The sequence below is a fragment of the Streptomyces sp. V1I1 genome, from assembly GCF_030817355.1.
Lineage (GTDB): Bacteria > Actinomycetota > Actinomycetes > Streptomycetales > Streptomycetaceae > Streptomyces.
Genome location: NZ_JAUSZH010000001.1, coordinates 2,102,501 through 2,117,589, shown reverse-complemented (window position 1 = coordinate 2,117,589; position 15,089 = coordinate 2,102,501). Strand labels below are relative to the sequence as shown.

The window sequence follows — 15,089 nt, the reverse complement described above, 5'->3', positions numbered from 1 at the left end:
ACACCTCGCCCACCCAACAGTTGGTGACCCGCGACGCCGCCTCATCCCAACCGAAACGGCGAGGCTAGCCTATTGATTCGCTTCGGCTACTCGCAAGCGCGGTCCGTGACTTCGGTCTTGAGGCTGTACATCAAGTTGTCCATGGCATATGCCTGTTTGGACTGGCCGGGCAGCGGCTTGGCCGTCACTATCAGGCAGACCCCGTCCACGTCGTAGCGCTCCACGTCTCCAGACTTGGAGGCGAGCATGGCGATCGGGTCTTCACCAGGACCTTGGAGCCGCGGATTGATGAACGGACCCCACGAGCCCTCGTCTTCGAGGCCGGGGAACTTGTACCGCCCGGCCTCACCTGTATCCAGTTCCTCGGCCACCGACTCCACACGCTTCAGGATCTCGTCGTGATCCGGACCGGAGCCGAAAACCCCTGCGAGGCGAAGCATGCCCACGGTCTGCCACGCCAGGAACGCCGCTACGCCCACCAGCGCCAGCCGACGCCACATGAAGGAAGCGGCCGACGGCTCGTGGGCCTCCGGGTTCTCGAAACGGCTGGCCTGGAAGTGCCACCACAGCTTGCGGTGGTCCACGAACGCGAAGGCGAGAAACGCCAGCGCGAACAGGGCGGCGAAGACCGCTGCGCCGATCATCAGTGGAGCTCCGTCGGCATGAGGCCGGTCTGAACCAGCGGGTTGCCGCGCTGCCGTGAGACGAAAATGCCCCGTCCCGCCGGCATCGGGCGCATCCGGGCACCGCCGAGGACGTCGCCCTCCTGTGGGTCGCCGGAGAGCAGCACACCCTGCGCGCCGAGCTCCATCATGCGCTGCATGAACGGCTCGTATGCGGCCCTGCTCGCTCCTGCCGAGTTACGGGCGATGATGAAGCGGACGCCCACGTCCCGTGCGAAGGGCAGCATTTCCGTGAGCTTGCCCAGTGGGTTGCCGCTCGACGTCGACACCAGTTCGTAGTCGTCGACCACGACGAACACCGACGGGCCTCGCCACCAACTGCGGTCCCGTAGCTGCTGGGCCGTCACATCGGCCGACGGCGTACGGCGCTGCATCAGATCCGCCAGAGCGTCCACGTGATGGTCCATGTTGTTGGACATGGGGACGTACTCCGCCAAGTGGGTGGCCGGAGTCGCGTCCAGCAGCGCGCGGCGGTTGTCGATCACGAAGAGCTTGCAGGCATTGCCGTCGTACCGCTCGCTCAACTGCTTGATGAGCAACCGCAGCAGATTGGACTTGCCGGACTCGCTCTCGCCGAACACCAGGAGGAACGGGTCGCGCTCGAAGTTGACGAAGACCGGTTCCAGGTTGTTCTCGTCGATCGCGAAGGAGACACCGCGCTCCGGGTGTGCAAAGCCTGCTGGCAGGTTCTCCACCGGAAGTTCGCGCGGCAGCAGCCGCACTGCCGGGGCTCCCGGCGCGGTCCAGTGCCGGGTGACTTCCTGGGCCATGGCGGCCGTGGCCTCCGACAGGTCGCTGTCGGAGTTGATGCTGTCGATCCGCGGCACGGCCGCCATGAAGTGCAGCTTCTCCGGGGTGAGACCGCGCCCTGGCACGCCCGCCGGGACGTTGACGGCAGCCTTGCGGTCCAGCTCGGAGTCCATGGTGTCGCCGAGCCGCAGCTCCAGCCGGTTCATCAGGTGGTCCTTGAGATTGGCGCGGACCTCCATCGAGCGCGAGGCGGTGAGGACGACATGGATGCCGTAGCCCAGGCCGCGCGCCGCGACGTCCAGGACAGCCTGCTCCAGGCCCTCGTAGTCCGTACGGAAGTTGCCCCAGCCGTCGATGACCAGGAACACGTCGCCCCACGGCTGCTCCATCATCGAAATGTCGCCGCGCGCCCGCAGCCTGCGGAAGGTGGCGATGGAGTCGATGCCTGCACTGCGGAAGTACTCCTCGCGCCGCGCCATGATGCCGTACACCTCGGCGACCGTACGCCGCACGCGCTCCGGATCCAGGCGCGAAGCGACCCCGCCGACATGCGGCAGGCCGGCGATCGAGGACAGGCCGCCGCCACCGAAGTCGAGGCCGTAGAACTGCACTTCCTGGGGCGTATGCGTCAATGCGAAGGCTGCGATGAGCGTCCGCAGCAACGTCGACTTGCCCGACTGCGGGCCACCGACGATCTGCATATGGCCCGCCGCCCCGGAGAAGTCCCGGTAGAGGGGGTCGCGGCGCTGCTCGAACGGCTTGTCGACGACGCCCAGCGGGACGACGAGCTTGCCCGCGCCCTCGAATCCCGGCTGCGTCAGTCCGCGTCCCTCCACTTCGGCGAGACCCGGCAGGATCTCGTCCAGCGGCGGCGGGTTGTCCAGCGGCGGCAGCCACACCTGGTGGGCCTCGGCGCCGCGGCCTTCCAGTCGGCGCACGATGACGTCGAGGACGGAGTCGGCCAGAGCGTCGTCCTCCTGCGTCCGCGCGTCGGGGATGCGCGGCTGCGCGGTCGGTTCGACGTAGCGGACGGGGACCGGGGCCGCGGTGAACGGGACGGGCCGCCGGTCGACGGGGAGCGGGCCTCCGGGCACGGCGGCGTGCTGGTTCGTGCGGTACACGCCCGAGACGTACGCCGCCTTGAAGCGGACCATCTCGTCGGTGCCGTACTTCAGGAAGCCCGAACCGGGGACGTTCGGCAGGGTGTACGCGTCGGGCACACCGATCGCGGCGCGGGACTCGGCCGCGGAGAAGGTACGCAGACCGACGCGGTACGACAGGTACGTCTCCAGACCGCGCAGCCTCCCCTCCTCCAACCGCTGTGAGGCCAGCAGCAGATGGACGCCGAGCGACCGTCCGATACGGCCGATCTGGACGAACATCTCGATGAAGTCCGGCATGGCGGTGAGGAGTTCGCTGAACTCGTCGATGACGATGACGAGCGAGGGGACCGGCTGGAGCGGGGCTCCCGCGGCACGCGCCTTCTCGTAGTCGTGGATGTTGGCGTAGTTGCCCGCGTCGCGCAGCATCTCCTGGCGGCGGTTGAGCTCACCGCGGATGGAGTCGCCCATGCGGTCCACCAGTGTCAGGTCGTCCGCGAGGTTGGTGATCACCGCGGCGACGTGCGGCATTTGCGACATACCGGCGAAGGTCGCGCCACCCTTGAAGTCCGCGAGGACGAAGTTGAGCGTTTCCGACGAGTGGGTGACCGCGAGGCCCAGCACCAGCGTCCGCAGCAGCTCGGACTTTCCGGAACCGGTCGCGCCTACGCACAGGCCGTGCGGACCCATGCCCTCCTGCGCAGCCTCCTTGAGGTCCAGCATCACCGGGGCGCCGTCCTCGCCCACGCCGATCGGGACGCGCAGCCGTTCCGACTGGGACCGGGGCCGCCAGGTGCGCGCGACGTCCACGGACGCCGCGTCACCGAGATTCAGCAGATCCGTGAAGTCGAGGTTGGCCAGCAGCGGTTCGTCGTCGTCACCGCCGGTGGCCACCTGCAGCGGCGCGAGCTGGCGGGCGAGCGCCTCGGCGGCCTCGATGCTGAGCCGGTCGGGAGCCCCGTCGTACACCAGCCCGTGTCCCGACTCCAGTTGCAGGGATTCGGGGTGCACCACGACCGACAGCCCGCCACGCGCCCCGGTCACCTCACCGGGGACGACCTCGATGATCGTCACGCCCTGCAGTCCCTCGGCAGCGGCGAACGCGGACGCGGAAGGTACGGACTGGCCGTCGAGCACGACGACGACATGCGGCTGGTCCAGCAGCGGGTGAGCGCTGCCCTGGAAGCGGGGCCGGCCCTCGAGGCGGCCCGCGAGCATGTCCTCCAGGTCACGGAAGTCCGCGGCGATGAGGCGACGGCTGCCCGCGCCATCGGCGGGGCCGGTGGCCTGGGCGTGCGGCAGCCACTTCGCCCACTCCCAGTGCGGCGCGGCCTGATGGTCGGCGGCGACGGCGATGACCAGGTCCTCGGGCGAATGAAGGGAGGCCAGCGAGCCGATCATCGCGCGGGCGGTGGAGCGTACGGAGTCGGGCTCGCCGCTCACCGTCAGGTGGTAGAAGGCCCGCAGCGACACGGCCATGGGCAGGCCGTCCAGAGTGCTGTGCGCCGACAGGAACTGCCGCATCGCGCCCGCGGTGAGCGGCTCCAGCTCGTCGACGGGTGCAGTGTCAGGTGCGATGAGGGGGGTGGCGAGCTGCTGGCTACCCAGACCGATGCGCACCTGCCCGAAGTCGTCGTCGCCGACGCGCCTCTCCCACACCCGGCTGCCCTCGGCGACGAGCGCCCACAACTGCTCGGGCGACGGGTGCAGGTAGTACTGCGCATCGCGCTGAAGCCGCGCGGTCCGCAGCACCGTGCGCCGCGTCTGCGTCAGGTACTTCAGGTAGTCACGGCGAAGATCGGCAAGCTGCCCCTGTGTACCCCGCCGGTAGCGGACCAGCATCGCGATCGCCATCGCGACCGTCGACGCGATCATCACCATGCCCATGATCCGCATGATCGGATTCGGGGTCATGAAGAAGAAGACGACCGAACCGCCCATGCCCAGCATCGGCAGCAACTGCATCAGCGCGCCCTCCTGCTGCCCTCTGGGCAGTTCGGGCGGGGGTTGCAGCTGCACGTGCTCGCCGGGTACCTCGGAAGGCAGGGCCCGTGGTGGGCGCTTGACGACGATCTGACTCACAAGCTCACCAATTCCCTTGCCGGACGGAAATGTTCCTATCGGCGCCCCCGTGGCGACGGGTTCCGTCCGCGGGGAGGGATCCTACTTGCGCCAGGGCCGACGGGTGGGCGGTAGGGTGGCGCGACGTGTTTGCGCGGCCGTGAACTTCCGCAAAAATGGGGTCATTCGGAGCGCAAGGCCAGGACCACGTTCCAGGAACATCACGAGGGGATGCAGCAGGTGAGTATGACGGCCTCAGCGGTGGCCGCGGGAACCGGTCAGCCCGGTCCTGCGACGCCGTCCAGCAGCGGCACCGGTTTCTGCCGGGTGACGGTCGTCGCCCCCGACGGTCGCGTTGACGTGGCACTGCCCGAGGACATCCCCGTGGCGGACCTCTACCCGGAGGTCCTGCGCCTGTCCGGTCAGAGCCCCGCGCCCGGCGCTCCGGTGGGCTACCACCTCGTGCGACGCGACGGGACCGTGCTCGACGGCGCCCGCTCCCTGGCCGCCCAGCGCATCCTCGACGGTGAGCTGCTGTCGTTGCGGCCCTTCGCCGAGTCGCTGCCCCCGGCGGTCTTCGACGACGTCTCGGACGCCGTGGCGTCCGCCGTTGCCCGCGACCGCACGCTGTGGACCGACGACCTGATGCGCGGCGCCGGGCTCTTCGGTGGGTCGATCCTGCTGGTCCTGCTCGCCTTCGTGCTGTGGACGTCGGACCCGCGGCACGACATGCACGGCCTTCCGGGCATCCTCGCCGCCGTCACGGGCGTACTGCTGCTCGCGCTCGCCGGCGTGCGTGCCCGGGTGTACGCCGACCGGGGCTCGGCCGTCGCCCTCGGCGTGGGTGCAATGGCGAACGCGGCCGTCGCCGGCGCCGGACTGCTGCCCGTGGCGGACGGGCAGGGGGTCGGCAAGCTCCAGGTCCTGCTCGCCTGCGCCGCCGTCCTGGTGTGGTCGGTGATTCTCACGATCGTCGCCCCCGGCGGCGACGGTCCCTTCGTCGCCTTCGTCTTCGCCGCCTCGGTGGGTCTGCTGGTGACCTTCGTGGCCATCCTGACCAAGCTCCAGCCCGCCGAGACCGCCGCGGTCTGCGCCCCGCTGGCGGTGGGCGCCCTGGCCTTCCTGCCCGGCCTCTCCACCCGCTTCGCCCGCCTCCCCATCGGCTTCGAGCCGCCCCGCACCGCCGTCGGCGGCTACGGCGCCGAACCCGAGCACCAGGGGCTCGTCGACGCCGAGCGCATCGCCGCCCAGGCGCGCCGCGGCCACGAGCTGCTCGTCGGTCTGGTCGGCGGCTGCGCACTGGTGGCTGTGGGAGCCTCCGCCGTCCTCGGCTTCTCCGACAATGTGTGGGGCCAGCTGCTGGCGCTCGCCACCGGCGTCGCCATGCTGATGCGCGCCCACCTCTTCCGCTACACGGCCCAGGTGGGCTGCGCCCTCTCGGCCGGACTGGGCGCACTCGTGCTGCTCGGGCTCGGGCTGTGCCTGAACCCGCCCACGGCGCTGATCCGCGACGCCCTGCGGGGCGACGGCACCGGGCTCGACATCCGTACGATCTGGCTCACTGCCGCTGTCGCCGCCGTCGCCGCCCTGATCACCGCGATCGGCCTGATCGTGCCCCGCGCGGGGGTCACCCCCTTCTGGGGCCGCTTCCTGGAGATCGCCGAGACATTCGTGCTGCTCACGCTCGTACCGCTGTGCCTGGCGGTGTTCGACGTCTACCACTCCATCCGGGCGCTGACCTCCTAGCCGGGGCTGGTACGCTGTGTGACGGCCGTTTGTGTACGCGACCTCCGGAGCTCTTTGAGGGCTCTGCGGTCTGCGCTCATCGGACCTTCGCCTCCGAGTCACGGAAGCTCCCCTGAGATCAAGACCAGGGGCACTTGTGGGCGCATCGAACACTAAAGAGGAGTACCGAGTGTCTCTCGACGCCGCTACGAAGAAGCAGATCATGTCCGAGTTCGGCACCAAGGAGGGCGACACCGGCTCCCCCGAGGTCCAGGTCGCGATGCTTTCCCGCCGTATCTCGGACCTGACCGAGCACCTCAAGACCCACAAGCACGACCACCACTCCCGCCGTGGTCTGCTGATCCTGGTGGGCCAGCGCCGCCGCCTGCTGCAGTACCTGGCCAAGAAGGACATCCAGCGCTTCCGTGCGCTGGTCGACCGCCTCGGCATCCGCCGCGGTGCGGCCGGCGGTGCCAAGTAAGACGCCGTGAAGGGAGCGGTTCCCACTCTTAGGGGGCCGCTCCCTTTGCTGTACGTGCGCGACGTACCGGACGGCATTTAGTCTGGTCGCACAACGCAATACCGGAACAACGCAATACCGAACGAACGAGAAGCCGCCTCCCCGCCGCCGGTCCTCGGTAGTGGCCCCCGGAGAACCAAGCCCCGGGTGCTTCGATCGAAGACCGGCCCGCAGAACGAGAGCTTCTCGGCCACCGTCCCCCGCCACACGGGCGAGGGGACGAAGACGAGGAGAAAACGCTAGTGGAGAACGAGACCCACTACGCCGAGGCCGTCATTGACAACGGTTCCTTCGGCACCCGCACCATCCGCTTCGAGACGGGCCGACTGGCTCGTCAGGCCGCCGGCTCCGCCGTCGCCTACCTGGACGACGACACCATGGTGCTGTCGGCCACCACCGCTTCCAAGAAGCCCAAGGACCAGCTCGACTTCTTCCCCCTGACGGTGGACGTCGAGGAGCGGATGTACGCAGCCGGAAAGATCCCCGGCTCCTTCTTCCGTCGTGAGGGTCGGCCCTCCGAGGACGCGATCCTCACCTGCCGCCTGATCGACCGCCCGCTGCGCCCCTCCTTCAAGAAGGGCCTGCGCAACGAGATCCAGATCGTCGAGACGATCATGGCGCTCAACCCCGACCACCTGTACGACGTGGTCGCGATCAACGCCGCCTCCTGCTCCACGCAGCTGGCCGGCCTGCCCTTCTCCGGCCCGATCGGCGGCACCCGTGTCGCCCTGATCAAGGGCCAGTGGGTCGCCTTCCCGACGCACACCGAGCTCGAGGACGCCGTCTTCGACATGGTGGTCGCCGGTCGCGTCCTGGAGGACGGCGACGTCGCGATCATGATGGTCGAGGCCGAGGCCACCGAGAAGACCATCGAGCTCGTCAAGGGCGGCGCCGAGGCGCCGACCGAGGAGCTCGTCGCTGCCGGTCTCGAGGCCGCGAAGCCCTTCATCAAGGCGCTGTGCAAGGCCCAGTCGGACCTCGCCGCCAAGGCCGCCAAGCCCACCGGCGAGTTCCCGGTCTTCCTCGACTACCAGGACGACGTCCTGGAGGCGCTGACCGCGGCCGTCAAGGGCGAGCTCGCGCAGGCGCTCACCATCGCCGGCAAGCAGGAGCGCGAGACCGAGCTGGACCGCATCAAGGAGGTCGCCGCCGAGAAGCTGCTCCCGCAGTTCGAGGGCCGCGAGAAGGAGATCTCCGGTGCCTACCGCGCGCTGACCAAGAAGCTGGTCCGCGAGCGCGTCATCAAGGACAAGGTCCGCATCGACGGCCGTGGCGTCACGGACATCCGTACGCTCGCCGCCGAGGTCGAGGCCATCCCGCGCGTGCACGGCTCGGCGCTGTTCGAGCGTGGCGAGACCCAGATCCTGGGCGTCACCACCCTGAACATGCTCCGTATGGAGCAGCAGCTGGACACCCTTTCCCCGGTGACCCGCAAGCGCTACATGCACAACTACAACTTCCCGCCGTACTCCGTCGGTGAGACCGGCCGCGTCGGTTCGCCGAAGCGCCGCGAGATCGGCCACGGCGCGCTCGCCGAGCGCGCCATCGTGCCGGTGCTGCCGACGCGCGAGGAGTTCCCGTACGCCATCCGCCAGGTCTCCGAGGCGCTCGGCTCCAACGGCTCCACGTCCATGGGCTCGGTCTGCGCCTCCACCATGTCGCTGCTGAACGCCGGTGTGCCGCTCAAGGCCCCCGTCGCCGGTATCGCCATGGGTCTGATCTCCGAGGAGATCGACGGCCAGACGCACTACGTCGCCCTCACCGACATCCTCGGTGCGGAAGACGCCTTCGGTGACATGGACTTCAAGGTCGCCGGTACGAAGACCTTCGTCACCGCGCTCCAGCTCGACACCAAGCTCGACGGCATCCCCGCCTCGGTCCTGGCCGCCGCGCTGAAGCAGGCCCGCGACGCCCGCCTCCACATCCTCGATGTGATGAACGAGGCCATCGACGTCCCGGACGAGATGTCCCCGAACGCCCCGCGGATCATCACCGTCAAGATCCCGGTGGACAAGATCGGTGAGGTCATCGGCCCCAAGGGCAAGATGATCAACCAGATCCAGGAGGACACCGGCGCCGATATCACGATCGAGGACGACGGCACCATCTACATCGGTGCCCAGCAGGGCTCGCAGGCCGAGGCCGCCCGCGCCACGATCAACTCGATCGCCAACCCGACCATGCCGGAGGTCGGCGAGCGCTACCTGGGTACGGTCGTCAAGACCACCACCTTCGGTGCCTTCGTCTCCCTGATGCCCGGCAAGGACGGTCTGCTGCACATCTCGCAGATCCGCAAGCTCGCCGGTGGCAAGCGCGTGGAGAACGTCGAGGACGTGCTCGCGGTCGGCTCCAAGGTCCAGGTCGAGATCGCCGAGATCGACTCCCGCGGCAAGCTCTCCCTCATCCCGGTCATCGAGGGTGAAGAGGGCGACGACCAGAAGGACGACACCGACAAGTGACGTCCCGTAGTTCCAGGACGACGGCCCGCACCTCTTCGGAGGCGCGGGCCGTCGCCCGTACCCAAACGCTTCTCAAGGGCGAGAACGGCATCGGCACGGTCCGCCGCACCGTCCTTCCCGGCGGCCTCCGCGTCGTCACCGAGACCTTGCCGTCCGTACGCTCCGCCACCTTCGGGATCTGGGCGAACGTCGGCTCCCGCGACGAGACGCCGTCCCTGAACGGCGCCACTCACTACCTCGAGCACCTCCTGTTCAAGGGCACGCACAAGCGCTCCGCCCTCGACATCTCCTCCGCCCTCGACGCCGTCGGCGGCGAGATGAACGCCTTCACGGCGAAGGAGTACACCTGCTACTACGCGCGGGTGCTCGACACCGACCTGCCGCTCGCCATCGACGTGGTCTGCGACATGCTCACCGGCTCGCTGATTCTGCAGGAGGACGTCGACGCCGAGCGCGGCGTCATCCTCGAAGAGATCGCGATGACCGAGGACGACCCGGGCGACTGTGTGCACGATCTGTTCGCGCACACCATGCTCGGCGACACCCCTCTCGGCCGCCCGGTCCTCGGCACTGTCGACACCATCAACGCGCTGACCGCCGACCGCATCCGGCGCTTCTACAAGAAGCACTACGACCCGACGCATCTGGTCGTCGCCGCCGCGGGCAACGTCGATCACGCCACGGTCGTACGCCAGGTCCGCAAGGCCTTCGAGAAGGCCGGTGCCCTGACTCGTACGGACGCGGCCCCGACCCCTCCCCGCGACGGTTCGCGGAGCATCCGCACCGCGGGCCGTGTCGAGCTGCTGAACCGCAAGACCGAGCAGGCCCATGTCGTCCTCGGCACGCCGGGACTGGCCCGCACCGACGAGCGCCGCTGGGCGCTGGGCGTGCTCAACACCGCCCTCGGCGGAGGCATGTCCTCGCGCCTGTTCCAGGAGGTGCGGGAGAAGCGGGGCCTCGCCTACAGCGTGTACTCGTACACCTCGGGCTTCGCCGACACCGGCCTCTTCGGCGTCTACGCGGGCTGCCGCCCCAGCCAGGTCCACGACGTCCTGAAGATCTGCCGCGACGAGCTCGACCGGGTCGCCTCGGACGGTCTGTCGGACGAGGAGATCGGCCGCGCCGTGGGCCAGCTCTCCGGCTCCACCGTGCTGGGCCTGGAGGACACCGGCGCGCTGATGAACCGGATCGGCAAGAGCGAACTGTGCTGGGGAGCGCAAATGTCGGTCGACGACATGCTCGCCCGGATAGCCGCCGTCACCCCCGACGAGGTACGCGCGGTGGCCGGCGAGGTGCTGGGACACCGTCCCTCACTGTCGGTGATCGGCCCGCTCAAGGACAAGCAGGCGGACCGCCTCCACGAAGCGGTCTCCTAGAAGCGGTCTCCCAACCTAAGGAAAGAGCAATGAGCAAGCTGCGCGTGGCCGTTCTCGGCGCCAATGGCCGTATCGGCTCGGAAGCGGTACGAGCCGTCGAAACCGCCGACGACATGGAACTGGTCGCGGCCCTCGGCCGGGGCGACAAGCTGGAAGCCCTCGTGGACGCCGGCGCCCAGGTCGTGGTCGAACTGACCACCCCGGCCTCGGTGATGGGCAATCTCGACTTCTGCGTACGCCACGGCATTCACGCGGTTGTCGGCACCACCGGCTGGACCGACGAACGCCTCGCGCAGCTGAACACCTCGCTCGCCGCATCCCCACAGACCGGTGTGCTCATCGCGCCGAACTTCTCCATCGGCGCGGTCCTCACCATGAAGTTCGCGCAGCAGGCGGCGCGTTACTTCGAGTCTGTCGAGGTCGTGGAACTGCACCACCCGAACAAGGCCGACGCGCCCTCCGGTACCGCCACCCGCACCGCCCAACTCATCGCGGCGGCCCGCGCGGAGGCGGGCTGCGCCCCCCAGCCCGACGCCACCGTCACCGCTCTGGACGGCGCCCGCGGCGCCGACGTGGACGGTGTCCCGGTGCACGCCATCCGCCTGCGCGGCCTGCTCGCCCACCAGGAAGTCCTGCTCGGCGGCGAGGGCGAGACGCTCACGATCAGGCACGACTCCCTGCACCACAGCAGCTTCATGCCGGGCATTCTGCTCGGCGTCCGCCGCGTGGTGTCCACCCCAGGCCTCACCTTCGGCCTGGAACACTTCCTCGACCTGGGCTGACGGCCATGGGCGGAAAGATCACGTACTTCTTCCTCGCCACCGTGCTGGTCATCGTCTTCGCCGTGGTGGCGCTGGAGGGTGTGCTCCTCATGCTGACCGGTGAGCCGGCCGCGATGGGGATGGGCGCGGTGGCCTTCCTGCTGCCGTGCGTAGGCGTGTGGTTCCTCTGGCACAACACGCGCTTCGCGCGCAATGCCCATCGGCTGGCCCGCGAGTTGGAGGCCGAAGGCGGCCTGCCGGCGGACGAGTCGAGGCGTACGGCAGGCGGGCGCATCGACCGCGACTCGGCCGACGAGGTCTTCGCCAAGCGTCGCGCGGAGACCGAGTATTCACCGGACGACTGGCGCTGCTGGTTCCGTCTTGCCGTCGCCTACCACGACGCCCGGGACACCCCGCGCGCCCGCAAGGCGATGCAGCGGGCGATCGCACTGCACGACGGCAGGACGGCCCCGACCTAGACCTAGGCGGTCCGGTACTCCGAGCCCCAGGCCTCGACCGTGTCCGCAGCCCTGTCGAAGGCCTCGGGACGCGACAGGAAGTCCGCGTTGTGATCGGTCAGCAGGGGCAGCGGCTCACCGCTCTGCCGTACGACGACGAGCGCCTGCCCCTGCACGGTCCGCGGCAGCCCGAGCCAGCGGACCGGCTGCTGAACGGTACGCAGCGCGGCAGCGTGGTTCCACGGCACCGTGGTGGTCGAGAAGAAGTTCACGCGCCGCACTCCGTGGCGGCTGACCCAGACGCCCGCGCGCAGCAGCCGCAGCGCCGCGAAGATCAGTATGAGACCCAGACCGAGGCACGCGCCCGCGCCCGGCAGCGCACCGGCAAACGCGATGATCATCGCCGCGATGAGTACGAACGACGCGAGCAGCAGCAGCAGCGCCGCCGCGGCGACCCGCCAGGGCCCCGGACGGTACGGACGCCGCCAGTGGTCGTGGTCGTCGAAGGGCAGCGCGACGTCGCCATCGTTCGTGCCAAATGCACGGTCGGCCGTCAGAAAAGGCAGGGGCACGACTGATCCTCACTCACCAGCACACTCGGTTGGGCTGTGCCCGGTGAGGCTACCGAGGAGGCCTCTGGCCGACCACCCCAGGGGGCCGTACGAGTCAGCGCCTCTCGGACGCCTCGGACTGCTGCGAATGCCCCGGAGTCTGGCCGGAATCCAGCGCGGGAAGCCCGAAAAGCAGGGAGCCGACGAGTCCGCAGACGATGGTCAGCCCGACCAGCGTACGGCCCGCGAGGTCAGAGACGCTGAGCCGTTCACGCGGCGGCTGAGTGACGTTACTGCGGAAGCGGTCGGCCTCGGCGACGAAAGCGAACGGGACGGCCTCTCCCCGGCGGAACATCAGGGCACTCTCCTTCTTGGAATCTGGGGTTGGAATCTAGTGACAGGACACTTCTACTGGTACTGACGTCAAAAACTGTCATTTGGTGCCCGAGTTACCGGAAATGTTCAAAGGGGGCCGAGATACTGCCGCGGCGTTCCCTCGTTAAAGTGGGCGCCGAAGCGTTCAACCGGAAGGACCCCTGGTGCCCGACACCCCCATCGAGACAGCCACGCCGAGCTTCCGCGGCGATGTCACCGTCGAACTGGTGAAGCACACCGCCGCCGACTCCGACGTGCTGTGGGCCGCCCGAGTCTCCACGGCAGGCGAGCAGTCTCTGGAGGAGCTCCACAAGGACCCCGAGCGCTCCAAGGGGCTCATCAACTACCTGATGCGCGACCGCCACGGCAGCCCCTTCGAGCACAACTCGATGACTTTCTTCATCAGCGCCCCGATCTTCGTCTTCCGCGAGTTCATGCGGCACCGGGTCGGCTGGTCCTACAACGAGGAGTCCGGCCGCTACCGCGAGCTGCAGCCGGTCTTCTACGTCCCGGGCCAGGACCGCAAGCTGGTCCAGGAGGGCCGCCCCGGCAAGTACGTCTTCATCGACGGCTCCCCGGAGCAGCACAAGGTCGTGTCCGAAGCCATGATCGACTCGTATCGTCGCTCGTACGAGACGTACCAGGAGATGCTGGCCGCGGGCATCGCCCGCGAGGTCGCCCGCGCCGTCCTCCCCGTCGGCCTGTTCTCCTCCATGTACGCGACCTGCAACGCCCGTTCACTGATGCACTTCCTCGGCCTGCGCACCCAGCATGAGCTGGCGAAGATCGAGTCCTTCCCGCAGCGGGAGATCGAAATGGTCGGCGAGAAGATGGAGCAGCACTGGGCGAAGCTCATGCCGCTCACGTACGCCGCCTTCAATGCGAACGGCCGTGTGGCTCCGTAGGCGCCCGCAGAGGACCCGCCGTGCACGCGCCGTACACCCGTAGAGCACAGATGTACGGGCAGCCCGGCGAAGTGTCCGCATTGCGGTGTTTCATGAAGTTCATCTAGGCTGATCAAACGGACCCGGCACTGCTTGAACCCCCGAGCAGGCAGTGCCGGGCTCCTCATGCCACCTTGTACATCACGTCCCCCGAGGGGACACTGCGTACTGAGCAGCGAGTAGCGTGTTACCCATGGCTCCGATCTCCACTCCGCAGACCCCCTTCGGGCGGGTCCTCACCGCCATGGTCACGCCCTTCACGGCGGACGGCGCACTTGACCTCGCCGGTGCCCAGCGACTGGCCGCCCATCTGGTGGACGCAGGCAATGACGGCCTGATCATCAACGGCACCACCGGTGAGTCGCCGACCACCAGCGACGCGGAGAAAGACCAGCTCGTACGGGCTGTACTGGAAGCGGTCGGAGACCGGGCCCATGTCGTCGCAGGCATCGGCACCAACGACACCCGCCACAGCGTCGAGCTCGCCCGCACCGCCGAGCGCGCCGGCGCACACGGCCTGCTCGCCGTGACGCCGTATTACAACAAGCCCCCGCAGGAGGGCCTGTACCGTCACTTCTCGGCCATCGCCGACGCGACGGAACTGCCGGTGATGCTCTACGACATCCCCGGCCGCAGCGGCGTCCCGATCGACACCGAGACGCTCGTACGCCTCGCCGACCACCCGCGCATAGTGGCCAACAAGGACGCCAAGGGCGACCTCGGCCGCGCCAGCTGGGCCATCGCCCGCAGCGGTCTCGCCTGGTACTCCGGCGACGACATGCTCAACCTCCCGCTGCTCTCGGTCGGCGCAGTCGGCTTCGTCTCGGTCGTCGGCCATGTCGTCACCCCCGAGCTCCGCGCCCTCCTCGACGCCCACTTCACCGGTGACGTCCAGAAGGCCACCGAGATCCACCAGCAGCTGCTCCCGGTCTTCACCGGAATGTTCCGCACCCAGGGCGTCATCACCACCAAGGCGGCACTGGCCCTCCAGGGCCTCCCGGCCGGACCGCTCCGGCTCCCCCTGGTGGAGCTCTCCCCGGAGGAAACCGCGCAGCTCAAGATCGACCTCGCGGCCGGTGGGGTACAGCTCTGAACATCCCGAATGGCCCCAACGGCCTGAACGGCTTCAAACCCAGACTTCACAACTGAATATGCGAAGAGATCCGACCGAAACGGCCGGACACAGACAACAGCAAGTGCACGAATGTCATGTACGCCATGTGCCGCAGCGGTACGTGGCGTGCGTGGTGAGGAGAGTCTTTTGAGTCATCCGCATCCTGAACTCGGCGCCCCGCCGAAGCTCCCCAAGGGCGGCCTGCGCATCAC

13 protein-coding genes (1 of these 13 cut by a window edge) are annotated in these 15,089 nt (G+C 68.7%); 9 read left to right on the top strand and 4 right to left on the bottom strand.

Features of this window, described 5'->3' with window-relative positions:
- Positions 1 to 86 precede the first annotated feature (86 nt).
- Both QFZ67_RS10090 and eccCa read right to left on the bottom strand, forming a co-directional pair.
- Positions 87 to 644, bottom strand: a complete 558-nt coding sequence (locus QFZ67_RS10090; protein ID WP_307660760.1) for a hypothetical protein — start codon at positions 642 to 644, stop codon at positions 87 to 89.
- On the bottom strand, positions 644 to 4,615 hold the full coding sequence (eccCa, locus tag QFZ67_RS10085; protein WP_307660759.1) for a type VII secretion protein EccCa: 3,972 nt from the start codon (positions 4,613 to 4,615) through the stop codon (positions 644 to 646). The genes QFZ67_RS10090 and eccCa overlap by 1 nt, the downstream gene beginning before the upstream one ends.
- Before the next feature lie 225 nt (positions 4,616 to 4,840).
- Here eccCa and eccD point away from each other — a divergent pair, with 225 nt between their 5' ends.
- The 6 genes from eccD (at position 4,841) to QFZ67_RS10055 (ending at position 11,914) form a co-directional block, all read left to right on the top strand.
- Positions 4,841 to 6,340: a type VII secretion integral membrane protein EccD gene (eccD, locus tag QFZ67_RS10080; RefSeq protein WP_307665787.1), complete on the top strand. Its 1,500-nt coding sequence runs from the start codon at positions 4,841 to 4,843 to the stop codon at positions 6,338 to 6,340.
- A gap of 169 nt (positions 6,341 to 6,509) precedes the next feature.
- Positions 6,510 to 6,800 carry a 30S ribosomal protein S15 gene (rpsO, locus tag QFZ67_RS10075; RefSeq protein ID WP_215096097.1) on the top strand — a complete coding sequence of 97 codons (291 nt, stop codon included), beginning with the start codon at positions 6,510 to 6,512 and terminating at the stop codon, positions 6,798 to 6,800.
- 281 nt (positions 6,801 to 7,081) lie between these two features.
- Positions 7,082 to 9,298 (top strand): polyribonucleotide nucleotidyltransferase, encoded by a 2,217-nt coding sequence (locus QFZ67_RS10070; RefSeq protein WP_307660758.1) that lies wholly within the window; start codon positions 7,082 to 7,084, stop codon positions 9,296 to 9,298.
- The gene (locus QFZ67_RS10065; protein ID WP_307660757.1) at positions 9,295 to 10,674 is read left to right on the top strand and encodes a pitrilysin family protein; all 1,380 of its coding nucleotides are present in this window, start codon (positions 9,295 to 9,297) and stop codon (positions 10,672 to 10,674) included. Before QFZ67_RS10070 ends, QFZ67_RS10065 begins: the two co-directional genes overlap by 4 nt.
- A gap of 29 nt (positions 10,675 to 10,703) precedes the next feature.
- A complete protein-coding gene (gene dapB / locus QFZ67_RS10060) occupies positions 10,704 to 11,456 on the top strand; it encodes a 4-hydroxy-tetrahydrodipicolinate reductase (RefSeq protein ID WP_307660756.1) in 753 nt (250 codons plus the stop codon).
- A 5-nt stretch (positions 11,457 to 11,461) separates the two neighbouring features.
- Entirely contained in the window at positions 11,462 to 11,914 is a 453-nt protein-coding gene (locus QFZ67_RS10055; protein WP_307660755.1) for a hypothetical protein, read from the top strand.
- Between the two features lie 2 nt (positions 11,915 to 11,916).
- On the opposite strand, the gene QFZ67_RS10050 is transcribed toward QFZ67_RS10055, so the two are convergent.
- Both QFZ67_RS10050 and QFZ67_RS10045 read right to left on the bottom strand, forming a co-directional pair.
- Entirely contained in the window at positions 11,917 to 12,465 is a 549-nt protein-coding gene (locus tag QFZ67_RS10050; protein ID WP_307660754.1) for a hypothetical protein, read from the bottom strand.
- A 94-nt stretch (positions 12,466 to 12,559) separates the two neighbouring features.
- Positions 12,560 to 12,799 (bottom strand): hypothetical protein, encoded by a 240-nt coding sequence (locus tag QFZ67_RS10045; RefSeq protein ID WP_307660753.1) that lies wholly within the window; start codon positions 12,797 to 12,799, stop codon positions 12,560 to 12,562.
- Positions 12,800 to 12,983: 184 nt separating this feature from the next.
- On the opposite strand from QFZ67_RS10045, the gene thyX reads away from it, so the two are divergent.
- The 3 genes from thyX to QFZ67_RS10030 all read left to right on the top strand — a co-directional run.
- Entirely contained in the window at positions 12,984 to 13,724 is a 741-nt protein-coding gene (gene thyX / locus QFZ67_RS10040; protein ID WP_307660752.1) for an FAD-dependent thymidylate synthase, read from the top strand.
- Positions 13,725 to 13,956: 232 nt separating this feature from the next.
- On the top strand, positions 13,957 to 14,856 hold the full coding sequence (gene dapA, locus QFZ67_RS10035) for a 4-hydroxy-tetrahydrodipicolinate synthase (RefSeq protein WP_307660751.1): 900 nt from the start codon (positions 13,957 to 13,959) through the stop codon (positions 14,854 to 14,856).
- Positions 14,857 to 15,024: 168 nt separating this feature from the next.
- Positions 15,025 to 15,089 carry the beginning of a ribonuclease J gene (locus QFZ67_RS10030; RefSeq protein ID WP_307660750.1) on the top strand. Its footprint extends 1,621 nt past the window's final position, so 65 of the gene's 1,686 nt are visible here — the first part of the coding sequence; the start codon lies at positions 15,025 to 15,027; its stop codon lies beyond the right edge, outside the window.